At 47.3% G+C, this 26,684-nt stretch carries 15 protein-coding genes; 14 read left to right on the plus strand and 1 reads right to left on the minus strand.

Going from position 1 to position 26,684, the window contains the following annotated elements; translation table 11 throughout:
* Nucleotides 1-312 precede the first annotated feature (312 nt).
* The 14 genes from uvrA (at nucleotide 313) to ligA (ending at nucleotide 24,485) form a co-directional block, all read left to right on the plus strand.
* Nucleotides 313-3,171, plus strand: coding sequence for an excinuclease ABC subunit UvrA (uvrA, locus tag AMS66_RS04055; protein ID WP_053779568.1), 2,859 nt, complete (start codon nucleotides 313-315; stop codon nucleotides 3,169-3,171).
* A gap of 434 nt (nucleotides 3,172-3,605) precedes the next feature.
* Complete coding sequence (locus tag AMS66_RS04060) at nucleotides 3,606-3,818, plus strand: hypothetical protein (protein WP_053779569.1); 213 nt, start codon at nucleotides 3,606-3,608, stop codon at nucleotides 3,816-3,818.
* Nucleotides 3,819-4,089: 271 nt separating this feature from the next.
* The gene (locus AMS66_RS04065) at nucleotides 4,090-5,256 is read left to right on the plus strand and encodes a S1C family serine protease (protein ID WP_236703171.1); all 1,167 of its coding nucleotides are present in this window, start codon (nucleotides 4,090-4,092) and stop codon (nucleotides 5,254-5,256) included.
* A gap of 43 nt (nucleotides 5,257-5,299) precedes the next feature.
* Nucleotides 5,300-7,198, plus strand: coding sequence for a stalk domain-containing protein (locus AMS66_RS04070; protein WP_330219285.1), 1,899 nt, complete (start codon nucleotides 5,300-5,302; stop codon nucleotides 7,196-7,198).
* A gap of 341 nt (nucleotides 7,199-7,539) precedes the next feature.
* Nucleotides 7,540-10,053, plus strand: coding sequence for a U32 family peptidase (locus tag AMS66_RS04075; RefSeq protein ID WP_053779571.1), 2,514 nt, complete (start codon nucleotides 7,540-7,542; stop codon nucleotides 10,051-10,053).
* A 224-nt stretch (nucleotides 10,054-10,277) separates the two neighbouring features.
* On the plus strand, nucleotides 10,278-13,898 hold the full coding sequence (locus AMS66_RS04080; RefSeq protein ID WP_082350560.1) for a DEAD/DEAH box helicase: 3,621 nt from the start codon (nucleotides 10,278-10,280) through the stop codon (nucleotides 13,896-13,898).
* A 78-nt stretch (nucleotides 13,899-13,976) separates the two neighbouring features.
* Complete coding sequence (gene galU / locus AMS66_RS04085) at nucleotides 13,977-14,855, plus strand: UTP--glucose-1-phosphate uridylyltransferase GalU (RefSeq protein WP_053779572.1); 879 nt, start codon at nucleotides 13,977-13,979, stop codon at nucleotides 14,853-14,855.
* Between the two features lie 181 nt (nucleotides 14,856-15,036).
* Entirely contained in the window at nucleotides 15,037-15,585 is a 549-nt protein-coding gene (gene rfbC, locus AMS66_RS04090; RefSeq protein WP_053779573.1) for a dTDP-4-dehydrorhamnose 3,5-epimerase, read from the plus strand.
* 53 nt (nucleotides 15,586-15,638) lie between these two features.
* On the plus strand, nucleotides 15,639-16,664 hold the full coding sequence (gene rfbB / locus AMS66_RS04095) for a dTDP-glucose 4,6-dehydratase (RefSeq protein ID WP_053779574.1): 1,026 nt from the start codon (nucleotides 15,639-15,641) through the stop codon (nucleotides 16,662-16,664).
* On the plus strand, nucleotides 16,661-17,542 hold the full coding sequence (gene rfbD / locus AMS66_RS04100; protein WP_053779575.1) for a dTDP-4-dehydrorhamnose reductase: 882 nt from the start codon (nucleotides 16,661-16,663) through the stop codon (nucleotides 17,540-17,542). Before rfbB ends, rfbD begins: the two co-directional genes overlap by 4 nt.
* Before the next feature lie 190 nt (nucleotides 17,543-17,732).
* Nucleotides 17,733-18,608, plus strand: coding sequence for a phosphatidylinositol-specific phospholipase C/glycerophosphodiester phosphodiesterase family protein (locus AMS66_RS04105; protein WP_053779576.1), 876 nt, complete (start codon nucleotides 17,733-17,735; stop codon nucleotides 18,606-18,608).
* 287 nt (nucleotides 18,609-18,895) lie between these two features.
* Nucleotides 18,896-19,582 carry a heptaprenylglyceryl phosphate synthase gene (gene pcrB, locus AMS66_RS04110; RefSeq protein ID WP_407944520.1) on the plus strand — a complete coding sequence of 229 codons (687 nt, stop codon included), beginning with the start codon at nucleotides 18,896-18,898 and terminating at the stop codon, nucleotides 19,580-19,582.
* A 408-nt stretch (nucleotides 19,583-19,990) separates the two neighbouring features.
* Nucleotides 19,991-22,351 carry a DNA helicase PcrA gene (gene pcrA, locus AMS66_RS04115; RefSeq protein WP_053779578.1) on the plus strand — a complete coding sequence of 787 codons (2,361 nt, stop codon included), beginning with the start codon at nucleotides 19,991-19,993 and terminating at the stop codon, nucleotides 22,349-22,351.
* A gap of 115 nt (nucleotides 22,352-22,466) precedes the next feature.
* A complete protein-coding gene (gene ligA, locus AMS66_RS04120) occupies nucleotides 22,467-24,485 on the plus strand; it encodes an NAD-dependent DNA ligase LigA (RefSeq protein ID WP_053779579.1) in 2,019 nt (672 codons plus the stop codon).
* A gap of 153 nt (nucleotides 24,486-24,638) precedes the next feature.
* Here the strand turns inward: ligA and AMS66_RS04125 are convergent, their stop codons facing one another.
* The gene (locus AMS66_RS04125) at nucleotides 24,639-25,991 is read right to left on the minus strand and encodes a molybdopterin-dependent oxidoreductase (protein ID WP_082350561.1); all 1,353 of its coding nucleotides are present in this window, start codon (nucleotides 25,989-25,991) and stop codon (nucleotides 24,639-24,641) included.
* Nucleotides 25,992-26,684: the final 693 nt, after the last annotated feature.

The following is a 26,684-nucleotide window of genomic DNA, read 5'->3' on the forward strand; positions in this document are numbered from 1 at the left end:
TTATAGGAAAGCATTTGGAAGTTGTGTCCTTGGGAGCTGAGCCAAAGGCAATGGCGACCTTTCGCGAACGAGGCAAGCCGTGAGCGTCCTCTCGTGGTAGAGCAGCCGTCCAGGATACCGGCAAGAGGCCGGTATCCTGGACGAGGCTGCGGGCACACAACAACCATTCACATAGCAAGACCCGACCATTCACCACGCACCGCCTGTTTCGGGTGTCCAGAGGGCTGCGCCCTCTGGGGCCCTCCCTTGGAAGGGAGGGTTTGGGAGGGATCGAAAAGAATTTGACTTTGACTTTTGAAAGGATGAATACCATTGGCGAGCGAGAACATTGTCATCAAAGGCGCGCGAGCGCATAACCTCAAAAACATTGATATCACCATCCCGCGTGACCGTTTTGTTGTATTGACCGGTCTGAGTGGCTCAGGCAAGTCCTCGCTGGCTTTTGATACGATATATGCCGAAGGACAGCGACGTTACGTCGAATCATTATCGGCTTATGCACGGCAGTTTCTGGGGCAGATGGAGAAACCGGATGTCGATTCTATTGAAGGATTGTCTCCGGCCATCTCCATAGATCAGAAAACGACCAGTCGAAACCCGCGTTCTACCGTCGGAACCGTTACGGAAATCTATGATTACCTGCGTCTGTTATTTGCACGTGTGGGACATCCCCATTGCCCGGATCATGGCGTGGAGATTACTTCCCAGACCGTAGAGCAGATGGTAGACCGCGTGATGCAATACCCAGAACGGACCCGGCTACAGATTTTGGCACCGATTGTCTCCGGTCGTAAGGGTGAACACAAAAGTGTGTTTTCCGATATCTCCAAGCAAGGTTTTGTTCGTGTTCGGGTGAACGGGGAGTTACGTGATCTGTCCGAAGATATCCAATTGGAAAAGAACAAGAAACATACGATTGAAGTCGTCGTTGACAGGATTGTGATCAAGGAAGATGTGCAATCACGTTTGGCCGATTCTATCGAGACTGCACTTAATCTGTCCGGTGGACAGTTATTGGTGGATATTATGGGTGAAGAAGAACTGCGTTTCAGTTCCAACTTTGCCTGCCCGGTGTGCGGATTCAGTATTGAAGAGCTGGCGCCGCGCATGTTTTCGTTCAACAGCCCATTTGGAGCCTGCCCGGATTGTGATGGATTAGGTGTCAAAATGATTGTTGATTCGGACCTACTGGTGCCGGATCGAAGCAAAACAATTGAAGACGGTGCGTTTGATGCGTGGACAGGTGGCACATCAACCTATTATCCGCAGTTCCTCAAGTCGGTATGCGAACACTTTAACATTCCGCAAAACGTACCTGTAGAAGATCTCCCTGCTGAACAAATGAACAAGCTTTTGCAGGGTACAGGTACGGAGAAAATTCGTTTCCGGTACGAGAATGATTTTGGACAACGGAAAGAAGCACTGGTCACCTTTGAAGGTATTGTGAATAATCTGGAGCGTCGTTACCGTGAGACAGCATCCGAAGGTATCCGTGAATTCATTGAAGGTTATATGAGTGCCAAGCCGTGTGGAACATGTAAAGGACAGCGACTGAAACGTGAAAGCCTTGCTGTTACTATTAACGATCACAACATGGCGTATGTGACAAGTTTGTCCATTGGAGAAGCTGGCCGTTTCTTCGATTCGCTGCAATTGAGTGAGAAAGAAGAAATAATCGCCAAACTTATTTTAAAAGAAATCAACAGCCGCCTTGGCTTCCTGGTGAACGTGGGTCTGGATTACCTAACCCTTAGCCGTGCTGCCGGAACGTTGTCCGGTGGTGAAGCCCAACGGATCAGGCTGGCGACACAAATTGGTTCCAGTCTGATGGGTGTGCTGTATATTCTGGACGAGCCAAGTATAGGTTTGCATCAACGGGATAATGATCGTCTGATCTCCACACTCGCTCATATGCGGGATATCGGTAACACACTGATCGTGGTTGAACATGATGAAGATACGATGCTTGCCGCAGACTACATTATCGATATTGGTCCGGGGGCAGGTATCCACGGTGGTACCATAATGTCGCAGGGTACACCGGAAGAAATCATGAATGATGAGAACTCGTTAACAGGTCAATATCTGAGTGGGCGCAAGTTTATTCCGGTACGTACTGAACGCCGAAGTGTCGGGGACCGCTGGCTGGAAGTACGCGGAGCGAAGGAAAATAACCTGAAAAACCTGAATGTAAAAATTCCGGTGGGTGTATTTACCGCAGTCACGGGTGTATCCGGCTCGGGTAAATCGACGCTAATTAATGAGATTTTATATAAAACGCTGGCTCGCGATCTGAACCGCGCTCGTGTACGTCCAGGTCAACACAAAGAGATTCGTGGTCTGGAACATATTGATAAAGTCATTGATATTGACCAGTCGCCAATCGGACGGACACCACGTTCCAACCCGGCTACCTATACAGGTGTCTTTGATGACATCCGTGATCTGTTTGCACAGACCAATGAAGCCAAAGTGCGCGGATACAAAAAAGGCCGGTTCAGTTTCAATATCAAAGGTGGACGTTGTGAAGCATGTCGCGGGGACGGCATTATCAAGATCGAGATGCACTTCTTGCCGGATGTCTATGTTCCTTGTGAGGTCTGCAAAGGCAAACGGTACAATCGCGAAACCCTTGAAGTCAAATACAAAAATAAAAATATTGCAGATGTGCTGGGAATGACGGTTGAGGATGCAACACAATTCTTCGAGAACATTCCGAAAATTCATCGTAAAATGCAAACCTTGCTCGATGTGGGGTTGGGCTACATTAACTTGGGGCAGCCTGCAACAACCTTGTCCGGCGGTGAAGCACAACGCGTGAAGCTCGCTTCCGAGCTGTATCGTCGCAGTACGGGTAAAACTATTTATATTCTGGATGAGCCAACGACTGGTCTTCATGTCGATGATATTGATCGTCTGCTGAACGTCCTGCACCGTCTGGTGGATTCTGGTGAATCGGTACTGGTTATCGAGCATAACCTGGACGTTATCAAAACAGCCGATTATATCGTTGATCTGGGTCCAGAAGGTGGTAGTGGTGGCGGAACCATTGTTGCGACAGGTACGCCAGAGGATATTATTAAAGTGGAAGCTTCCTATACAGGTAAGTACTTGAAACCAGTACTGGAGCGGGATACGGAACGAAGCAAGACGCTACAATTGACGGAGTAAATACGCCAGTTTACAGGTTGTTTGTGAATATCTAACCCTTCTTTTTGCGAAGTGTGAGGCATCGATGTATGATCTGATGTCTCTTCTTCCGAGGAGAAGGGTTTTCTGATATTTTGCCGTTGTGCCAATCTCAATATGACATCGGTGAAAGTGTTTACATATGAGCTAGAGCAAGCATTCCCTCATTCCACTGCCAAACTGGATTTTTTTCATTTTTCTGGATGATAGGGCTTGCATTACAAGCAGGGTACAGATAACATAGAGGAAGATATTAGGGTATGCGTTAGCATTCGGCATTTTGCATCACTTGAATCGGTTCTGGATACAAGTTGTAAATGAGAGTCTCATTTCAGTTTACTTCTTGCTGATTGGAATTCAATCATTGGATTAATGCAAAATGCATGTTCAACTATGGTGAGGAGGTCTGTCTATCCATGCTGTTTGCAGAAGCTGCCACGGCGAGTACTTCAAATTTTAATGCGTTTGATATTTTTGTCATCTTATTTACGATCCTGATTTTCATCGGAGTGGTTCGTCTGCTTCGCGCACCGAAGAAAAATTTGTTTGCAATCGGATTTGCAGTGGTCAGTCTGCTGGTATTCCTTTTGACGGATTATGCCATGATTACCGGTTGGTTCGGTTCGTAGAGACACCGCTGAATTTATTGAAAACAGCAAGTAGAAGAACAGACAAACACTTTCCAGGGAGTTAAGGAGGGTGTTTTTTTGTGTTTTGCAGAGTGGTTCGGATAATACGGTCTTCTCTATAGAAATTAGGTCTTAAAGCGATTGAACAGGAATAATTTGTATGTTAAATTGGAGGATACCGGTAGTGCAGATGATAGAGAAAGAGATTCAGTGATGGATCGTATGGTTCGGTTGCATAACGGAGGATGTATAGAGAGGGTTAGGTGAGAGAATGAGAGTGTTGGGGAAAAAGGGTGTAGCCATACTGATGGCTGCTGTACTCTCGATCAGTGTTGCAGCAACGGCTGGAGCAGCGGAGTCTTCATCAGGAATGCAAGCCAAAGTGGTAGATGGACAAGTATATGTTAGCTCAAAAGATTTGGTCAAAGCGCTCGGAGGTAGTGGGCAATATGATGCCAAATCCGGAACGTTTCAGTATAAGGGTAGTGAAGCAGTCCCGAAAGTGATTGAAAAAGTATCTCCGTCTGTTGTAGGCATCATCGGTAAATCTACTGAATCACAGGATGGAGTCACATCCGATCGCTATAATCTAGCTCATGGTACTGGCGTGATTATCCGCTCCAACGGCTGGATTGTGACGAATGCCCATGTGGTTGATGGGTTAACCAATCCGCTGGTTGTGACGACCGATGGCAATACATATAAAATCACCAAAACATACAGTGACCCGTTAAGCGATATCGCTCTGATCAAAATTAATGCCAAGTCTCTTAAGCCGGCGACCTTCGCCAAAGCTTCACAGACAACCGTTGGAGAAACCGTTATTGCTATCGGTACACCAATCTCCTTCTCTTTGCGTAACTCGGCGACAGTAGGCGTAATCAGTGGTCTTAATCGGGGAGTGGAGGCCACCTATCGATTGATTCAAACAGATACCGCCATTAATCCAGGTAACAGCGGCGGACCGTTGGTCAACCTTAAAGGCGAAGTCGTCGGTATTAACTCTATGAAATTTTCAGCAGTGGGTATCGAGAGCATGGGGTTTTCGATTCCAGTAGATACCGTTCAATATATTATCAATCAGTTCTTTGAATACGGAAAAATCAAGCGTGCAAGCCTTGGCTTGCAACTGGAAGAGAGCTGGTCAGCGATTGTGGGCCTGCCTACAGATGATCCTTTGACGATTACCGGCGTACTGTCAGCCCAAGCGAAGAAAGCGAAAATCAAAGAGGGGGATGTGTTATACAGTGTGGCAGGCACACGTGTGTCCTCTGTGGTGGATATTAATGAGCTGCTCAAAAAGTATGTGCCAGGACAGAAAGTCAAACTGGTGATGCAAACGGAAGGCGATATTGTCACTCGTACGGTGGTCCTTGCTGATCGAGCGGATATCCAAGACGATGAAGATGAGCAGTTCCCTGTAGATGAAGACCAATAAAGCCCGGCGAGCAATCCGGATCCAGAGAGGACGAATGAACGGAATGAAGAAATCTTTTTTACGTGTGCTGAGCACAGGTATGATAGCCGGGATGCTGAGTATTGGAGCGGCATTGCCTGCATGGGCATCCGATCTTACGACAAGCGAGCTGCGGATCACCGCAGGTAGTACGAGTGCCTACATCAATGGCAGCAAGCAGACAATCGCTAAACCATATAAATTCAAAGGGGTTACGATGGTTCCCGTCGGTGTATTCAAGAAGGCTTTTGGAAGCGAAATTCGACTGGAGAAGAATGATGTGGTCAAAGTCAAAGAAGGTCCGCATACCGTCACCTTAACGATTGGCAGTTCGATTGCCTGGGTGGATGGTGTCAAAAAAGAGATGGGCGCAGCCCCAAAAATGATGAACGGGGTGCTCATGGTGCCACTCCGCCCGGTAGCTGCGGGGATTGGAGCTACACTTGCCCCAAGCAGCTCAGGAGAGATGGTCATTCGTTTATTGCAAACGGATGGATCGACGGATGACGACGAGGGCAGCATTAATCTGGATGAAGGCAAAACAAGAATTGGTAACAGTTATTATGGCTGGTCCATGAATTATCCATCCGACCTCATGATTCTGCAAACGGGTGAGCAGGAGCGTATGATGACTTTTGGCGCAGAGGACAGCAGTTATTATCTTGAAGTGTATGTGAGTGACCAGGATGTCAATCTGGATTCGGATGATTTGTTACAGCAGCTTGTTCAGGAAGCGAAAGAGGCCGGAGATACAGTGCTTGATCGGGAATCGATTGCCAAAGGGAAAACCCCATATGCCCGGATAGTGGTTAAAGATGCGGACGGTGTTTTATGGGAAATGCGTCAATATATCAAGGATGGTCGCCAATATGATGTATACCTCGCGGATTATGGAGCTCTGAATTACAAGGATCTGGGCAAACGTGCAGCGCTGCTCAACTCATTCCAACCTACGTATGTTCAGTCGGATCGTACGATTAAGGATCTTTCAACCGTGGATGAGGGTATGCGCTCTACCTGGAATGACGATTATGGCATTGAACTGAAGATTCCAGCAGGCTGGTCTATGGACAACACCCAGATGATATACGAAGCCAAGGATGGTGCATATCTGCAACTTCGTGTTACATCTGCACCGAAGGGTGCGACAGTCCAGGAGTGGAGCGGCCAACTGGACAAGTGGATGCGTGAGACGTTCACGCCGGAAAGTTATGAGCCGATCAGTTCGTATACGATGGACGTATCAGGCGAGACTGCCGAAGTGAATGAATTCCGTTATAACTTTGGAGATGGATGGCAGACGGAGTTCGATGTTCTTTTGCAAAAAAACGGGTATCGTTATTATGCAGAGTATACGTTCCCTGAGGAGCAGACGAAGGACCGTGAATGGTTTAAGAGTATCATGAAGAGTGTTGAGATTGATTTTGATACCGTATCCGATAATTTCGGACAGCTGGATGAAGACCCGTATTTGACAGATAAAACAAAAAACGTGACACGAACGTCCAAACGTTATCATTATAGTGTGGATATTCCGCGTTACTGGACGCCGTACAATGATCGATTTGAGTATTCGCCTGTCGTTTATACCTTCACAGGTGGTCAATTCTCCATTGCCGCGAGTGAGGACAAATCCATTGAGATGACTGTCAGTCAACTTCGAGAGGCATATGCGGAAGCAACCAAAACGCGTAAAAACTTCAAATTGATTAGCAGTGAGGAGATATCGTTTGCCGGTGTACCTGCGTTTTCCTTTATCTATCATGAAGTGGACAATGGTGTGCCGTATACCGGACGTCAGATCGTGTTTGAACAGAACGGAACGACGTATACGATAACAAGTGGGCTGAATGACGCCAACAAGACGGAAGTGCAGGCAGCAGCGCTGGAAAAAGCCGTGAACTCATTTACTTTTATCAAATAATGCGAAATGCTGAAATAAAATAGGATACATGTTGCCGGAGGGTTAGAAGACCTTCCGGTTTTTCGTATATGCATGTTGAGATGGAAATGAAAATGACAAACGGTTTTTTCAGGAAAGCGTAGAAGAGTCGTTGCAGAAGTGGTACACTATACTAGTTCAGGAGTTATGACTGCTGTTCTGAAAAATAAGAATGACTGTAGGCTTGGGAATCAGGCAATACAGACATAATGTATAGATATAGCGATACAGTGACAATGCAGATGTATGGAATCAAGGTACAGGATTTAACGTACAGGGTGTAGGGATGAAATCCGGCTATGCCGGTTATGGGGAGGATACACATGAAAACAGCAACAATACGAAGAGAAGACGTTGAGCTTCTGGCACCCGCAGGTGACTGGGACTGTATGCGTTCGGCGGTAGCCAACGGTGCGGATGCGATTTTCTTCGGAGTCGAAAAATTTAATGCACGGGCACGGGCGAACAATTTCCGTATGGACGAACTGCCGGAGATTATGGCGTTTTTGCACAGTTATGGCGTAAAAGGTTTTTTGACCTTTAATATATTGATTTTTGAAAATGAATTGACGGATGCCAAAGAACTGATCGATGCTTGTGTCGATGCAGGTGTGGACGCCGTGATTGTACAGGATTTGGGTTTGGTCAAAATGATCCGCGAGATCTCACCGGACTTCCCGATTCACGGTTCAACTCAAATGACGATTACGTCACCGGAAGCGGTAGAGTTTACTAAACCGTTTGATATGGAACGTGTCGTTCTTGGACGGGAGAACAACCTGAAGCAAATTCAGAAAATCGGAGAACAGGCGAAGTTGCCGATGGAAGTATTTGTTCACGGTGCATTGTGTGTCTCTTATTCCGGGCAATGTCTGACTTCTGAAATGTGGGGCGGACGTTCCGCCAACCGTGGGGAATGTGCACAGGCTTGTCGTCTGCCGTACGACCTGATGGTGGATGGCGAGCATAAACCAATGGGCGATGTGGCATATCTGCTGTCTCCGAAGGATCTGGCTGCGATTGACTTGATGCCGGAACTGATCGAGGCTGGGGTAACTTCCTTCAAAATCGAAGGACGTCTCAAAACGCCGGAATACGTAGCTAACGTGGTGAGCAAATACCGCAAAGCGATCGACCGTTACTTTGATGGAGATAACACGCCACCAAGTAAGGAAGAAGTTCGCGAATTGCAGCAGAGCTTCTCTCGTGGATTCACGCACGGTTTCCTGAGCGGTACAAACAATAAAGAGCTGGTTGATGGCACGTTCCCGAAAAGCCGTGGCGTCTACCTGGGTCGTGTAGACCAAGTATTACGGGATGGTGTCGTCCTGAAGCTGGATGCACCAGTTAAACGTGGAGACGGAATCGTATTTGATGCCGGAGATCCGACGAAGAAAGAAGAAGGCGGACGTGTCTACGATGTACGTCGCAAAGGCGTGAAGCTTGAAGGCGAAGCGGAAGAAGGCTGGATCGTGGACGTTGTACCAGGCCGCAGTGACGTGGACCTGCGCCGTGTGAACGTTGGCGACAAAGTGTGGAAAACGAATGATCCGGCGCTGGACAAACGTCTGCGTCAGAGCTTTGAAACTGAGAAGCCTTATCGTATCTTCCCGGTAAACGTGAAAGTCATTGGCAGCCCGGGGCAGCCGCTTAGCACATGGTGGACGGACGTACAGAAGGGTACGACGGTCCGTGTGAATTCCGAGATGGAACTGGATATTGCCCAGAAGCGTCCAATGACGCATGAACTGCTCGAAGAGCAATTCGGACGTCTGGGCGGCACCGTGTTCCAGCTGGAAGAATTGGACGTCAACCTGCACGGTGACGTCATCATCCCGATGCGCGAGTTGAATAACATTCGCCGTCAGGCGGTGGAACAACTCGCGGGTGAGCGCCCTAAATCGCCCGTCTACGTGAAACGTGCGGTGGAAGTCTACGGCGATGCGGTTAAACCGGCATCGCCAGTGGCTCGCGGTCAAGCGGAGCTGACCGCGCTCTGCCGCAGCCTGCCACAAGTGGAGGCAGCGCTGGAAGCAGGCGTCGGCATGATCTACGCCGACTTCGAGTTTATCAAGCAGTTCCCGGCAGCAGTGGAAGCCGTTCGTGCCGCAGGCCGCAAGATTGCGTTGGCAACACCACGCATTCATATGCCTGGCGAGAACGGGTATCACAACAACATCTTGCGTTTGCAGCCGGATGCTGTGCTCGTACGTAATACGGGTGCGTTGTACTTCTACTTGCGCCATCGGATGGAGAACCCAGATGCGAAGCACCCGGAATTGATCGGTGACTTCTCACTCAACATCGCCAATCACAAAGCAGTGGAATTGTTCCTGGAAGCAGGTTGTGACTGGATTACTCCTTCTTATGACCTGAACATTCAGCAAATGGTTGATTTGCTGGGACACTCCCGTACAAATCAGACGGAAGTCGTTATTCATCAGCATCTGCCGATGTTCCATACCGAGCACTGTGTGTACTGCACGTTTATGAGTGAAGGCACGGACTTTACGAACTGTGGACGTCCATGTGAAGATCACCGGGCTTCCTTGCAAGACCGGATCGGCATGTCCCACCCGGTACGTGTGGACGAAGGTTGCCGCAATACCGTTTATAATGCGGTGGAGCAATCCGGTGCCGAATATTTGACCAACTTCATGGATCTGGGTGTATCCCGCTACCGTGTGGAATTCCTGGAGGAAACTCCTGAACAGGTACGTGAGGTTATTGATCTGTACAATCGTGCACTGCGCGGTGAGATCAGTGGTACACAAGTATGGAAAACACTGAAAGCAACGAACCAGCTTGGTGTAACGCGTGGTCAACTGGTGAAATAATAGAACGAAACCGGAACAAACAGTAACAGGCATGAAGTATGAAGCAACCCCAATCTCTGCTTTACGGAGCTCTTGGGGTTTTTTCTATAAAAGAGACATGAACTATACCGATATCAGATTCGTATGTGATATCTTGATTGTCAGGGAAATGTTTGTATCGGTGAGTGAAATGTATATATTTTTGCGAGAAAATTACAACATCATGATATAGGAGGCGAAGAACCGTGGCGCCATTCACGATGATGGATATCAAATTGCTGTGCGGGGTCACGGCATTCAAACGGGGAGAAGCGTATAACCAATCTGGCAGGGTGACCAATCTGGTTGCCAGTCAGGATGAACGCCATTACGAAGCTGTGGTCCGAGGCACAGAACGATACAAAGTAACGGTTGATCTGGATGAAGCAGGTGAGGTTGTTGCCGGATGCAGTTGTCCGGGCGATCGGAGATATTATGACTATTGCAAACATGTGGCTGCCGTTTTGCTGGCGATTCATGAATGGGGAGAACAGCGTGACACAGGTTCTCAAACGCCATTAAATCCCATGTCTATACCCGATCGTGGTTCCAGTTCCAGAGTAGGAACGCTGGTGGAGGAGAATGAGTGGGAGCGCCCAAACTCCATTTCGAACACTGACTCGGTTAGGGATGTGGAGTCTCACTCAAATTCATCTGCTCACGCCTTTGAAACGGAGCCTTTGTCTTCCGATTCCAAGCTTCATGACCATTCAGATGTGGATCGTCCGTCCGTACATTTCGCTCAAGCAGGTCGTCCAAGCTCGGCCCCTGGTTGGGGAAGATCAGCAGAGAAACCTTCTTACCGCACAGCGGATCAGATTCTTTCCATGTTTGCCAAAGAACGCAGCCCCTTACATGCAAATGATCGTAAATACACTGCGCCTGTAACCCGGTCTTTATTGCGGGAGGAGCTGCAGCTCCAATTTATATGCAAGCTTGTGCAGGTTCACAAAGGCGGAGCCAAACTCGCGCTTGAACTGAAGGTAGGAAATAAACGCCTGTATGTAGTTCAGAAAGTGAAGCAATTCCTGAACTGTATTGAGAATGGTGAACCAATGTCGTTTACCAAGCTGTTTTTCTACGACCCTTCAATGCATTATTTTAGTCCGCAGGATCAGTCGATCCTGTCTATGCTTATTCGGATGAGGCAGAGTGAGGAAGCATACCGCGAGTCCATCTCCGGTTACTTGGGAGCTTCAGACGGAAGAGATATATTGATTGCCCCTCTGGTCTGGAAGCCTCTATTGGATTTGCTGCTTCAGGCAGATAGCCGGATGGAGGGAACAGGGTTAGCGAATGGACCGCTCACTTTGGGTGAGGGGGCACTGCCATTATTTTACCGTATTGCGCAGGGTACTAATGAAGGATATCAGCTTGAAATCTCCGGATTGCGTGAGCTGATTCTTCTTCCAGCCTATGATGCTGCCGTGGTGGAAGGGCAATTGCATATGTTAGAGCCGATGCAGATGCGAAGTCTGGAGGATTTAAGCAGAGCACTCACTTCTTATGGAATCAAGGAAAGTATCGATATTTCAGCTCAGCAGGTAGATGAATTTGTGCAGCATGTGGTGCCGGAATTGCGTACACTTGGACATCTGTCCATCGACTCCCAGGTGAGAGAACGAATCGCAGAGCCGGAGCTTGCGCCAAAGTTATATATTGATTTCTACCGGGAACGGATTACCGCGCGTCTGGAGTTTGATTATGGTGTAATGGTGATTAATCCGCTGGCCGAATATTTGATCGATGAGGAAGAGAAAAAGGTGATTTTAGTACGTGACCGTCATGCGGAGCGTAACCTGATCGACCGACTAGATCGCTCTTTCCTGGAACGGGATGGCAGTGTATGGGCAAGTGAACGAGAAGACGCGATATATGATGTGATGTATCATCTGCTGCCAGAGCTTGAGAAGCAGGTAGACATCTATATACCGAATGCGGTGAAGGCCATGGTGCAATCCTATCCGACACCGCCAAAAGTTCGGGCAGATCTGGGCAAAGGGTTGGACTGGCTGGAGATCTCATTCGAGATGGAAGGTGTAGACGAGCATGAGCTTCATGAAATTATGCGCAGCATTGTAGAAAAGAAACCGTATTTCCGCTTGCGCAGTGGTGTGTTTGTCTCTCTCGAAAATGAAGGAGCGGACAGCTTCGCACACATGGCGGATTCACTTGGACTTGCGTCGGGCGATATCAAGGACAGTCATATTCGGCTGCCGGCAGTTCGAGCGTTGCAACTTCCGAGCCGGGACGAGGTTTCGGGACATGTGAAGTGGGGCGGTTCCCTGAAACGTTTCCTGGATGACCTTCGTGATCCTGAACGGATGGATTTTGCACTGCCAGATGCGCTTGCTCCTGTGCTGCGTGATTATCAGGCCAGTGGATACCAGTGGCTGCGTACACTCGCATTTTACAGATTTGGCGGCATTCTGGCCGATGATATGGGACTTGGTAAAACGCTGCAAAGTATTGCCTATATCGCAGCAGAACTGAAAGAAAAGCCGCAACAGCACAATATCAGTCTTGGTGATGCTAATCACATTGTCGATGAGGGAACTTTCGGGAGTAACATCCCAGATGAAGTACAGGCTGAACTGTTGGACCAACATACTGCTCATCCCCCGGTACTCGTCGTTGCACCAGCTTCATTAACGTACAACTGGGCGAATGAATTCGCCCGATTTGCGCCGCATTTGCGAGTACTGATTGCAGCAGGTCAAAAAGACGAACGAGCCAGTATGCTCGCAGGTATGGATGAAGCAGATGTTATTGTGACTTCCTACCCGCTATTGCGCCGCGATCTGGACACATATCTCGGAAGAACGTTTCATACGCTTATTTTGGATGAAGCCCAAGCGATCAAGAATTCTTCTTCCCAGACGGCTCAGGCTGTTAAACAGATTCAGGCACCACGTCGCTTCGCTCTTACAGGAACACCCGTGGAGAACTCACTGGATGAGCTGTGGTCGATCTTTGAAGCCGTATTCCCGGGCTTGTTCCCAAGCTATCGGAGATTCCGGGATCTGCCTCCTGAGCGCATTGCCCGGATGGTCCGTCCGTTTATTCTCCGTCGTCTGAAGAAAGATGTGCTGGAAGAACTGCCGGACCGTATTGAAACCGTACAGCGCTCCGAGCTGAAGGACGAACAGAAGAAACTGTATGCTGCTTACCTGTCCCAACTTCAGGATGAGACATCCAAGGATATGGAAGAGAACGGTTTTCAGAAGAACCGTATTAAAATTCTGGCTGGTATTACACGCTTACGCCAGTTGTGCTGTCATCCGGCTCTCTTTGTGGAGGGTTATCAAGGGGATTCCGGGAAAATGGAGCAGCTGCTGGAGACGGTCCAGGATTGTCTGGCTGCTGGCAAGCGGATTCTCATCTTCTCCCAGTTCGCTAGCATGTTGAATTTGATTCGACAGACGTTGGCTGCACAGGGGAGAGATTTGTTCTATCTGGATGGTCAGACACCTGCACAGAGTCGGGTAGAAATGTGCCGCAGATTCAACGAGGGCGAAGCCGAATTGTTCCTGATCTCGCTAAAGGCTGGGGGTACCGGATTGAACTTAACGGGTGCAGATACTGTTATTTTATATGATTTGTGGTGGAATCCCGCCGTGGAAGAACAGGCCATCGGACGTGCCCATCGTATGGGGCAGAAACAAGTTGTACAGGTTATCCGCCTCGTTACGGAAGGTACGATTGAAGAGAAGATTTTGGAGCTGCAGCAGCGCAAAAAAGATCTGATTGCCGAAGTCATTGAACCGGGAGATGGGGGATCGACTACCTTATCCGAGCAGGATATTCGGGAATTGTTGATGGTATAATGAAGTCCAGTCACATTGGAGCTTGCCGTCATTTAATATATTAAGATATGACTCTAGCAAAAAGGAGTGGGGCTCAGCATGCGTATTCGCAAAGCGATTATTCCAGCAGCCGGGCTCGGTACCCGGTTTCTGCCTGCCACGAAGGCGATGCCCAAAGAGATGCTGCCAATCGTTGATAAACCAACGATCCAGTACATCATTGAAGAGGCGGTAGCTTCAGGCATTGAAGATATCATTATCGTAACAGGTAAAGGTAAACGGGCCATTGAGGATCATTTTGACTATTCATTCGAGTTGGAGCAGAACCTGGCTGGTAAACAGAAGTGGGATCTGCTGAATGAAGTTCGCAAGCCCTCCGAGATGGCAGACATCCATTATATCCGTCAAAAGGAACCGAAGGGTCTTGGACACGCCATCTGGTGTGCCCGCAAGTTTATCGGAAACGAACCATTTGCCGTGCTGCTGGGGGATGACATTGTGGAATCCAATCATCCTTGTCTTCAGCAAATGATCGAAGTCTATGATGAATTGCAATCTCCGATTGTAGGTGTACAGCCAGTTGATTGGAGCGAAGTGTCTCGTTATGGAATTGTGGACGGGGAATTGGTATCTCGCACCGAAGATCGTGTGTACCGCGCGCGTCGTTTAATCGAGAAACCAAAAACGGAAGAGTCACCTTCCAATCTGGCGATTATGGGACGTTATATTCTGACGCCGGACATCTTCGATATCCTTGGTCAGCAGTCTGCTGGTGTGGGTGGAGAAATCCAGTTAACGGATGCCCTTTCCCGTCTGAACGACCAACGACAGATTCTGGCCTATCACTTTGACGGCCTGCGTCATGATGTTGGGGAGAAACTTGGCTTTATTGAAACCACGATTCATTATGCGCTTCAGCGCCCGGATTTGCGGGAGGATTTGTTGAAGTATTTGGAGCAGATTGTACAGAATAAATAGGAAAGTCGCTATTATTAAGCCCAGCCGAAAGTCACACACGGCTGGGCTTTGATTATTTTATGGAACAACGTATTGAAATATCATGATATAACCAGGCCAATGAACGATCACTTGCCCGATGCCTTACATATACATAGTTATTATGAAGAAATGCTGTTATTAGCAAAAACGGAGGGGTAACATGAAGGTGATTCCGCTGTTTATGGATGGCGCAGCTATGTTGGAACCCAAGGTTTATGGCGATCATCGTGGATATTTCATGGAAAGTTACAATGAGCGTGTTTTGTATGAAAATGGTATACATCATGTGTTCGTTCAGGACAATCAATCCCTGTCCGCCGAAGCTGGAGTTCTCCGCGGACTTCATTATCAGCTTCAGCCCAGAGCACAGACCAAGTTGGTCAGAGTTATATCCGGAGCTATATATGATGTTATTGTAGATATTCGTACTTCGTCACCAACCTTTGGACAATGGAAAAGTGTTATTCTCAGTGAGTATAATCAGCGGCAGTTGCTTGTCCCCCAAGGTTTTGCTCATGGATTCTGTACACTGGTGCCACATACACAAGTGACATACAAAGTGGATGCATACTATTCCCCTGAACATGACCGGGGTGTTTTGTGGAATGATCCAGCACTCGCGATTGATTGGCCTGTTACGAATCCCACTTTATCAGAGAAAGACCAAAAGCATCCGTTACTCAAAGATGTCGAACTGAACTTTGACTAACAAAAAGACTTCTCAGGTACTTCTGTATCTGGAGGCAGAAGGAGAGAGGCGGCATGAAACTACTCGTTACTGGTGGGGCTGGATTCATCGGCAGCAACTTTGTGATGTATATGCTTCGTGAGCATCCTGATTATGAAATTGTTAACGTGGATTCCTTAACCTATGCAGGCAATCTGGAGAATTTGCAATCCGTGGAATCTAATCTTCAATACACGTTTATCCAAGCGGATATCACTGACGTACAACAGATGGAACAAATCATCTCCAAAGGAATTGACGTGGTGGTTAATTTTGCAGCGGAATCTCATGTGGATCGCAGCATTCTGTCCCCGGATATTTTTGTGCGTACCAATGTACTTGGGACTCAGGTATTGCTGGATGCGGCGAAGAAATATCAAGTTACCAAATATGTTCAGGTGTCTACAGACGAAGTATATGGATCACTCGGTCCGACAGGTTTGTTTACAGAAGAGACGCCTTTGATGCCGAACAGTCCATACTCTGCTAGTAAAGCTGGCGGAGATTTACTTGTAAGAGCGTATCATGAAACCTTTGGTCTGCCTGTAAACATTACACGTTGTTCAAACAATTATGGACCTTTTCAATTTCCAGAGAAGCTCATTCCTTTAATTATATCCCGCGCATTAAATGATGAGGCTATTCCTGTCTATGGCGATGGACTGAATATTCGTGATTGGCTTTATGTGGAGGATCATTGCAGTGCTATCGATTTGGTCATTCACAATGGCAAAATCGGAGAGGTATATAACATCGGGGGAAATAATGAGCGGACCAATATATATATTGTTGAGACTATTCTAGAACAACTGGGCAAACCTGCAAGTTTGATTCAATATGTACAGGACAGATTGGGCCACGACCGACGTTATGGAATTGACCCGACTAAGTTGGGTACAGAGCTTGGGTGGAAGCCTATCCACAATTTTGAGACAGGGATAAAGGAAACCATTCAGTGGTATCTGAACCATCAGGATTGGTGGACACGAATTCAATCAGGGACGTATCAGGATTATGTTCAACTTCAGTATGGTAAGCGAATGGGTGATTCCACAGAATGAAGTACAGAGTACTGGTGACGGGAGCTGCTGGACAGCTCGGATATGATGTTGTGCAAACATTTCAAGCAGGTGGCCATGATGTAATGGCCTGTGACAGGGATCATTTGGACATTACCGACCAACAGCAATGTAGAGAAACCATTAATGCATTCCAGCCTCACATCATCGTTCATTGTGCTGCATATACAGCCGTCGATCTGGCCGAGACTGATGAGGATATGACGTACATGGTCAATGTAACGGGCACTAGAAATATAGCAGTTGCTGCAGAGAAAGTGAAAGCCAAACTGATTTATATTAGTACCGATTATGTATTTGATGGAACGGCAAAGAAACCTTATCGGGAATTTGATTTAACGAATCCGCAGACTGTGTATGGCAAGTCAAAGCTTGCAGGAGAGAGACTGGTCGAGAGTCTCTGCACGCGATGGTTTATTATACGAACATCATGGGTATTTGGAGTACACGGCAGTAATTTTGTCAAAACCATGCTGGAACTTCTGGAGAAGCGTCCTCGACTTCAGGTGGTTCATGATCAAAAAGGGTCGCCCACATATACTGTGGATTTAGCCAAACTCGTGAGCAACCTTTCATTAACTGAGAAATACGGTATCTACCATGCCTCTAATTCTGGAACATGCACATGGTATGAATTTGCTCAGGCCATTGCCGAAGAAGCAGCCAAGCAATCCGGATTCAAACAGAGCGCTGTCCTCGAGCCTTGTACCACCGAACAATTTCCACGTCCTGCTCCTCGACCCCAATATTCTGTAATGGATCATCTTGCTATTCGTACAAACAGTCTGCAACCCATGAGAGCTTGGCGAGAAGCTTTGATCGCATTTCTGAATGAATTAAGTGTACAGCAAGCCGAATAGATGGCGCTTCTTATTCATCCGAAATACTGCATCCCACCATTTAACAGCCGCCTCCGGGCGGATTTTTGTTTTACACCTCTCCATTCAGGGTAGTTAGCTATCAAAAAGGAAAAACCGCACAGGCTTCGTCATATCATGATTATCATACTCTTTTTCTTCCCTACCACCCTATTAAGGATGTGAACGCCATATGAAACGGATTGCCGCTGTCATTACACTACTCATCGTTACCGTCGGCACACTCTTTTTTGCCTATGACAGTCAGAGTGAGGAGCAGCATGATGGATTTACGGCCTATCGATTGATTGCCCATGCAATGGGCAGCATCCGTGAGCAGCCTTACACCAATGCCTATGAGGCGATGATTGCCAATTATGAGAAGGGCACACGTGTGTTTGAGATTGATTTTATGCTGACCTCGGACCGCAAAGCAGTAGCCAGACATGAATGGACCGCCAACATGAGCAAAATGCTTGGACAGGACGAGGAGTTACCCGAAGACAAACAAGCTGGGGCGCTGACACATGATGAATTTATGAATACACCCATTCTGGGCATGTACCAACCCATGGACGCCGACGGTATTATGGATGTATTGGCCAAGTACCCGGATATGTATATCGTGACCGATACCAAAGAACAGAAGGACGAGGATATTCAGCAGGTGCTGAAATCACTCGTGGACGCAGCCAAGAAACATGATCCGACAATTCTTAATCGGGTTGTAGTTCAGATATATAACGAGCCGATGCTCGAAACTGTGAAAGAAATCTACGCGTTTCCTTCTATTATCTATACACTTTACGCTACGCAGGATTCGGAAGCCCAGGTTGTTGATTTTGTACAAAAGAATGACATCGATGCCGTAACCATGCCGGAATATAAAGTAAACCAGAATTTCGTTGCCAAGTTGAAGCAGGCAGGAGCCGTCACCTACGTGCATACCATTAATGACACTGACCAGGTAGCGAACTATGAGAAATGGGGCGTGTACGGCGTATATTCGGATGTATTGACCGAGCAGGAACTGGATGAAATGAACACACGTTTTGCCTGGAAGCCATGAGACATTATATTGTGATTCAAATGGATGCAGTGCTCCTACTTGAGACTTTGGAGCTCTATTCATTATATGGATGTTCGTAGTGGCACCTGGTACCTGACTTAAATTTTGTAGCATCACGATCTTACCTTTTAAAATTACAGGCTTCTCCTGCAATTCCAGGGAAAAGTCTGTGTTTTTTTGTTCCCCTTTTTATACGAACATTGACACTCACTCCCTGCTGACTTAGACTTAGTTTACAAGCTTTTTAGGATGCAGAAGAACCTCTGGAGGAATGTTCGTTGATAGACATGATTAAGCAGTGGAGACATGTATTTAAGCTCGACCCGGACCGGGAAATAACGGATGAAGCACTCGACCTGATTTGCATGTCGGGAACCGATGCCATTATTGTTGGCGGGTCTTCGGGAATTACCTATGACAACACGGTGGACCTGATGTCCAGAGTACGTCGCTACGAGCTGGCCTGTGTGCTTGAAGTATCCGATCTGGAGGCGGTCGTCCCGGGTTTTGACGGATATCTGATTCCGATGGTGCTGAATGCAACGGATAGCAAATGGATGATTGGACACCACCAGCAAGCCATCGAGCGTTACGGATATCTGATCCCATGGGATCTGCTTATTGCTGAAGGCTATATTGTCCTCAATGCCGACTCTACTGTTGCCCGAATGACTGGAGCGGATACGGAATTGACGACTGATGCTGCGGTTGCTTACGCCCAGGCTGCGGAACGTCTGCTTAACCTGCCTATCGTATACATGGAGTACAGCGGAACATTTGGAGATATGGAGCTGGTTGGAGAGACACACAGACAACTCACCAAGGCGCATCTCATCTATGGCGGCGGAATTGATAGTCCGGAGAAAGCTGGACAAGCCGCTCAGGTCGCAGACACCGTTGTGGTTGGCAACATTGTGTACAGTGCTTTGCACAAGGCGCTGGAGACGGTCCAAGCTGTGAAACAATCCGTTTAATCGGTTTAGTTTACCATTCCCCCAATTTCCCCTCCTGATCTGTTAAAATAGAACTTTGACCTTACTAATTAAACAAGTTACATGAGCGCAATGTCGTTTACACAACAACCGAGACAGCAGGACTAAGCGTTCTCTCTTTCAACAACTGAAAGATAGTATTTGCATTTCAATTGTAATTTCAACTATCCATAAATATAAGCTAAACTAATTTTTACACGAGAACGAAGAGGACAGAAATAAGCTGGAGAAACGAAGTGCTCGCATTTATTACCGGATTTTCACTTTGAAAAAGTAGATCGAAAAATCCGGTAATAACGGCGATCGGAAGATTATTCTGTCATCGTAGTGACGAGTGTAACCCTTAGTACTACTTATATCGATCTCAACCAACGAAAGGAGCATGCATGCATGCAACCTGTAAATATACATGATGCCGTTGCACGGCTTAACACCCCCCAACGGCAAGCCGTCGAAGCGACGGATGGACCGCTACTGATAATGGCTGGAGCGGGTAGTGGTAAAACCCGGGTACTCACACACCGGATTGCTTATCTGATTGCAACACGGAAAGCACCCCCGTGGGGCATTTTGGCTATTACCTTTACGAACAAAGCGGCACGCGAGATGCAAGACCGGGTATCCCAACTGGTTGGCGGCTCTCAGGGTCGTGACATCTGGGTATCAACGTTTCACTCCATGTGCGTGCGTATTCTGCGCCGTGACATTGAACGCATCGGCTTCACCTCCAATTTTAGCATTTTGGACTCATCTGACCAATTATCTGTAATTCGTAGTTGTATGAAGGACCAGAACATCGACACCAAGAAGTTTGAACCGAAAGCCGTTCAGTCGATGATGAGCACCGCGAAGAATGAATTGATCAGTCCGGAGCAATATGAGAAGCAGGCTGCTGACTATTTCGAAGGCATTGTGGCGAAGGTATATAAGATGTATCAGAAAAAACTCAGAGCCAACAACTCGCTCGACTTTGACGATCTCATCATGGCGACTATTCAACTTTTCAAAGAGGTACCGGAAGTTCTCGACTTTTACCAAAAGAAATTCCAGTACATTCACGTGGATGAGTACCAGGATACCAACCGCGCGCAATACATGCTTTGCCGCATGCTCGCTGATAGCCATCACCGCATTTGCGTTGTAGGGGATAGTGACCAATCGATCTATCGCTGGCGTGGAGCGGATATCAGCAACATCCTGAATTTTGAAAAAGACTACCCTGAAGCAAGTACGATTTTGCTGGAGCAAAACTATCGTTCCACTTCGAATATCCTGAATGCAGCGAATGAGGTAATCGGCCTGAATACGGGGCGCAAACCGAAAAAACTGTGGACGGACAAAGAGGGTGGCTCAAAGATCAAGGTGTACCGTGCGGACTCTGAGCATGATGAGGGCTACTTTGTAACCTCCGAGATTAGTAAAAATGTGAAGAACGGCAAATCCTATCAGAATCACGCCATTTTGTATCGTACGAACGCTCAATCCCGGGTTATAGAGGAAATTCTGATCAAGTCTGATATTCCGTATCAGATCGTTGGCGGCATCAAGTTCTATGATCGTAAAGAGATCAAAGACATTCTGGCGTATCTGCGCCTGCTATCCAACCCCGACGATGATATCAGCCTCACCCGGATTATTAATGTACCGAAGCGTAGCATCGGTGATACAACGGTAGCCAAGCTGGCAGCTGCGGCAGGAGAACGGGGGATTTCAATATTCCGTGTACTTCAGGTCGTGGACGATCTTGGTTTTGCCGGTCGGACGCGGAATGCGTTGGTGGAGTTCTATGACATGATCGCCGCGCTGCATCAGATGGTAGAGTATCTGTCTGTAACCGAACTGACCGAGAAGATTCTCGAGATGAGCCAGTACCGACTAGAGATGCAAAATGAAAACACACTCGAATCCCGTGCACGGTTGGAGAACATTGATGAATTCCTGTCCGTTACGATGGAATTTGAGAAAAATAATGAAGAGAAAACGCTCGTTTCGTTCCTCACCGATCTCGCACTAATTGCTGATATCGACAGTATGAACGATGATGAAGAGGATCAAAGTGACGCAGTTACCTTAATGACGATGCATAGTGCCAAAGGTCTGGAGTTCCCTGTCGTCTTTATCGTTGGTATGGAAGAAGGGGTTTTCCCGCACAGCCGGGCCTTTATGGACAATGAAGAGCTGGAGGAAGAGCGCCGACTGGCTTATGTAGGGATAACGCGTGCGGAAGAACAACTCTTCCTGTCTTGTGCACAGATGCGGACCTTGTTCGGACGTACAACAGCGAATCCGCCTTCGCGTTTCCTGGATGAAATTCCGGATGAGCTAAAAGAAGATACGTCGATTGCTCGCGACCGCTACCGTCGGGGTAGCAGCGCAGGTGGATCATATGGTGGTCGTGGACTTGGGGCCAGTGGTGGAAGCAACTTTGGTGGCGGCAATGCGACCAAACTTTTCGAACAACAAAGCAGAAGTGGCTCCTCTGCTACCTCATCCACGCCAACTTCGCGTGTGACCACAAGTACTTCCCGCCCAGCATATTCTACGCCATCATCTGCTTCCAAGCCCGCAGCTTCTAATGGTGAAGCAGGGTTCAAGGCCGGAGATAAAGTACAACACGGCAAATGGGGAACAGGTACGATTGTTGGGGTGAAAGGTACGGGGAATGACACGGAGCTTCAGATCGCGTTCCCGGCCCCGGTGGGCTTAAAACGTCTGCTTGCAGGCTTTGCTCCAATTACCAAAGTAGAATAGAGTTAAGAACGAAACATTCATGTTGCACAAGCTGGTTCTGTCAGCAGAGCTCCAGTGTAATATGAGTGTTCGTTCTACATAGATCCAAATTATATATACGGAGGGATGGCCCTGTATGGACCCGATGCACCGGATGGAGCAACTCGTTACCGAGCTGAACCAGCATAATTATCAGTACTACACGATGGATCAGCCGCAAATCAGCGACAAGGAGTACGATCTTCTGTACGACGAACTGGTTACGCTGGAACAGGAGAGTGGCATGGTTTTGCCTGATTCTCCTACACAGCGTGTGGGTGGTGAACTGCTCAAAGGTTTTACACCGCATCGTCATTTATCCTCATTGTGGAGCTTGGACAAAGCTCAGAACATTGAGCAACTGCGAAACTGGAATACGCGTGTGCTCAAGCTGGTCAATGATTACAACACCAAAAATCCAGACAATCCGTTGCCTGAACCCGGTTATGTGATTGAACTGAAGTTTGACGGTCTGACCCTGAATCTAACGTACACGAACGGTGAGTTGGTTCAAGCCTCTACGCGTGGAAACGGAACTGTAGGCGAGGGCATTTTGGCTCAGGTTAGAACGATTAAGTCTGTCCCACTCAAAATTCCTTATACAGGCGGCACGATTGAGGTCCAGGGTGAAGGCATCATGAACCTGTCTGTGTTGAATCGATATAATGAAACGGCAGCAGAGCCGCTTAAAAATGCCCGTAATGCCGCAGCAGGTGCGCTGCGTAACCTGAATCCAAAGACTACCGCTGAGCGGCGGTTGAACGCTTATTTCTATAATGTAGGTTATTCGGATGATATCCAGTTTGCCAACCATCAGGAGATGATGGACTTTCTCCGTGAAAATCGATTCAAAGTCAATCCATCCATTACGTATTTCCGTGAGTTTGATGATGTGATGGAGCAGCTTGCAGCGATACAGGAGAGCCGTGGCCAACTGGACTACCTGATTGATGGAGCTGTTATCAAAATCACTGACTTGCGCACCCGTGAGGCCTTAGGGTATACGGACAAATTCCCTCGTTGGGCGGTAGCATACAAATTTGAGGCGGAAGAGACTACGACTGTTCTGAACTCTGTTGTTTGGAATGTGGGGCGTACCGGCAAAGTGACTCCACTTGCTCGAGTTGAACCGGTTGAGTTAGCTGGGGTAACGGTACAGAACTGCACATTGAATAACGTCGGTGACATTGAGCGGAAAAATCTGAAGTTTGCCTTGGGCACACGTGTCTTTATCCGTCGTTCCAATGATGTCATTCCTGAAATCCTGGGCAAAGTGACTGAAGAGAGTGATGGCGAGGAGATTGTGTTCCCGGAGCAATGTCCGGCATGTGGATTCCCATTGGAACAGCGTGGAGCGCATTTGTTCTGTAACAACAAGCTGGCGTGCAAACCGCAGACCGTTGCGCGGATTTCTCATTTTGCTTCCCGTGATGCAATGGACATCGAGACGTTCAGTGAAAAAACGGCGATTCAGCTGTACGATGAATTGAACGTGCGTGAGCCCGCTGACCTGTATACACTGCAATTCGATGATCTGGTTAAGCTGGAGCGGTTTGGTGAAAAGAAAGCAAACAACCTTATTGCTGCTCTGGAGCAGAGCAAGGATCGTGACCTCGCTTCGTTCCTATATTCACTGGGTATTCCCAATACAGGTAAATCGACTACACGCATGCTGGCTGATCATTACCGTGACCTGCATGCCATTATGAATGCTACAGCAGAGGAACTCGTTGAACTTCCGGACGTAGGAGGCATTGTAGCTGAGAGCATTGTGACTTTCTTTGCAGATCCGTTTACACAGGCAGCGATTGAGAAAATGCTGAATTTGGGTGTGAAAGCCCAGGCGCCTGAGGCACCAGCAGCGGTCGTAGAAGATTCCTTCTTCAGTGGCAAAACGGTCGTGCTGACCGGAACGCTGCATCAACTCACACGGGAAGAGGCAACGCAACGACTGGAAGCACTTGGAGCGAAGGTATCGGGCAGTGTCTCCAAAAAGACAGACCTCGTTATTGCCGGAGAGAAAGCAGGCTCTAAACTGACCAAAGCTCATGATCTCGGCATTCCTACCATTGAGGATGAGGACGAACTAGTACGTCTTTTGAATCAACAGGGATAGATCCTGAATGTGGAGTATGACTTGGTTTAGAACTCTTTGTAATCCAAGTAAATAATAAATAACTTAAAGACCCCTGTACCACGAATAAGTGGAACGGGGGTCTTTGGTTTACACGTATATTCAAACTTAACTTTACATCTGTATCAACTTAAATCAGGAGCGCGCCTGAGTGGCACCTGTAAGCCATGCATCTTTGTCGTATCCGCGTTCTTCCCAGTAACCGATATGATCGCTGTCGATCAGTTCAATGCGATTCAGCCACTTGACGGACTTATAGGCGTACATCTGGGGAATAACCAATCGTACCGGACCGCCCAGATCTGCTGGAATCGGTTTGCCATCATGCATGACAGCGACCATAATATCATCCATCTGCGCTTGGTCCATCGTAATTGCATCTGTATATACACCATCTCCGGAGTAAAACTTGACGCTGTGCGCTTCGGGTTTTACGCCTGCTTGGGTAAGTAGATGCTTAAGAGATATGCCTTCCCAAGTATTCTTATATACAGACCAGCCTGTAACGCAGTGAAAGTCACTGACCTGAACGGTACGTGCAAGCTTCACGAACTGTTCCCAGTTCCAGACTTGCGCCCGTTCAACAAGCCCATCAATTCGAAATGACCAGTTTGCATTAGAAAAGGAAGGTATCGGTGTTACCGTATATACGCGAAAATGACCCTCGGCTCCGCCTCCCACGGGTGGTGAAGAAGCAGGCAATGCTTGCGGTAAGGGCACCATGCGATTGGGGTCATTCTCCAGCATGCTATCAATGCTGTTGTCTATATTGAGGTTCCGTCCAACCCAAGATATAAAAGTAGGTCCCAAAGTCACAGCTAACCCCACGCCAACAGCAGACCGAATAAATGCCCGCCGTGTATACAAGGGTTGAGGTTTCTCGGGTTGATGGAGAAGACTTTCCTTAGTGGTAGGTTTAGAGTCTGTAGAAACTATGGATGCTGGTGTCGTATTTTCACTAGGAGCAGCAGTTGGATTAACCATATTTCTGCCCTCTGCTACAGTTGTTGTGGCTTTTACTGCACGGCGTGCAGGGTCTTTTAACCATCTGGTTCGTGTGATGGAGTGGTAGATAATATAAGGCAGGCCAACCCAAGTCAGCAAATCATGAATCAGGAGCGCGGCGTTCGACCATCTCGGTCCAACGAGCTTGAACTGCCATAACACAATACCTGATAAGAGCCACCCTACCAGCAGTGCTAGAACAACAATAGTATTTGCTCTCTGCCAAGGCCTATTGCGAAGTTGTTTCCAGTGCTTTTTGGACAAAAGTAAGTAATATACTACGGGTGCTAGCATAGCTAGCCCGACGATAATATGTAGCCACTTTAACCATACGCGTCCAATCCCGAGTAACTCACGCCAGAAACCACCAACCAACATAAGACCTGTTACCGCGAGGATGACAACGATCCAGGCATTCCAGGCGTGAATGGAAACGAGCTTTTTACCGTAACCCTTTCGAATGTTCTTCAGCCATTGCTTCATATGCATCACCCCATATAGGTTATTCTTCCGTGCATCCTCAATTTTGAATGAAGCCATTGTGAATTAGAAAGCGGGTTCTGATTTAGGTATTATTGAGTAAATGATTGTCATTGATTACTTAAACGAGAGTATCATACATTCTCATTTTATATTATATATACCGTATTATAGAGCGTTTGGATCACCTGTATCAAAAGGAGTAGAGGAAAACACTTCTTATATAAAAGTATCCTCTAAATAGTTATCTAATACTATTTGCGTAAAAGTAGATGTGTCTATCCGTTTTTAGTAAATAGAACTTTTCATTTAATCAGTAACCCGAAGTATCTGTATGCATATAGAGTTGCTCCTTCTGATTTTATATAATCTGTCGATTGATGTAGTTGAGAGTCTCTTTATATAGCGGTAGTTGTAGATTATAAAGTATTTATATAAAGGTTATTAAAAAGTGCTTGCTAAATGAATTAGATCATGATATATTATTTTATGTCGCCTCAAACGAATGATTGTCGAAACGCTTTGAACGCTGACGAAAAAAAGAGTTGACAGTTAGTTAGTCAACATGATAAGATGAGATTCCTGTCCGGTTGACAAGCATCAACACAAACGGACACAAGTTCCTTGAAAACTGAACAAATGGATAGTAACTTTTGATTCATAATGAATCGTCAGTTTCAAAATGAGCTTATCGCT

The sequence above is a fragment of the Paenibacillus xylanivorans genome, assembly GCF_001280595.1.
In the GTDB taxonomy this organism is placed as follows: domain Bacteria; phylum Bacillota; class Bacilli; order Paenibacillales; family Paenibacillaceae; genus Paenibacillus; species Paenibacillus xylanivorans.

Excerpts from the sequence above, each read along its gene's own strand:
- AMS66_RS04060 (WP_053779569.1), top strand. The coding sequence starts at position 3,606 with ATGCTGTTTGCAGAAGCTGCCACGGCGAGTACTTCAAATTTTAATGCG.
- AMS66_RS04065 (WP_236703171.1), top strand. The coding sequence starts at position 4,090 with ATGAGAGTGTTGGGGAAAAAGGGTGTAGCCATACTGATGGCTGCTGTA.
- AMS66_RS04070 (WP_330219285.1), top strand. The coding sequence starts at position 5,300 with ATGAAGAAATCTTTTTTACGTGTGCTGAGCACAGGTATGATAGCCGGG.
- AMS66_RS04075 (WP_053779571.1), top strand. The coding sequence starts at position 7,540 with ATGAAAACAGCAACAATACGAAGAGAAGACGTTGAGCTTCTGGCACCC.
- galU (WP_053779572.1), top strand. The coding sequence starts at position 13,977 with ATGCGTATTCGCAAAGCGATTATTCCAGCAGCCGGGCTCGGTACCCGG.
- rfbC (WP_053779573.1), top strand. The coding sequence starts at position 15,037 with ATGAAGGTGATTCCGCTGTTTATGGATGGCGCAGCTATGTTGGAACCC.
- rfbB (WP_053779574.1), top strand. The coding sequence starts at position 15,639 with ATGAAACTACTCGTTACTGGTGGGGCTGGATTCATCGGCAGCAACTTT.
- rfbD (WP_053779575.1), top strand. The coding sequence starts at position 16,661 with ATGAAGTACAGAGTACTGGTGACGGGAGCTGCTGGACAGCTCGGATAT.
- AMS66_RS04105 (WP_053779576.1), top strand. The coding sequence starts at position 17,733 with ATGAAACGGATTGCCGCTGTCATTACACTACTCATCGTTACCGTCGGC.
- pcrB (WP_407944520.1), top strand. The coding sequence starts at position 18,896 with ATGATTAAGCAGTGGAGACATGTATTTAAGCTCGACCCGGACCGGGAA.
- pcrA (WP_053779578.1), top strand. The coding sequence starts at position 19,991 with ATGCAACCTGTAAATATACATGATGCCGTTGCACGGCTTAACACCCCC.
- ligA (WP_053779579.1), top strand. The coding sequence starts at position 22,467 with ATGGACCCGATGCACCGGATGGAGCAACTCGTTACCGAGCTGAACCAG.
- AMS66_RS04125 (WP_082350561.1), bottom strand. The coding sequence starts at position 25,991 with ATGAAGCAATGGCTGAAGAACATTCGAAAGGGTTACGGTAAAAAGCTC.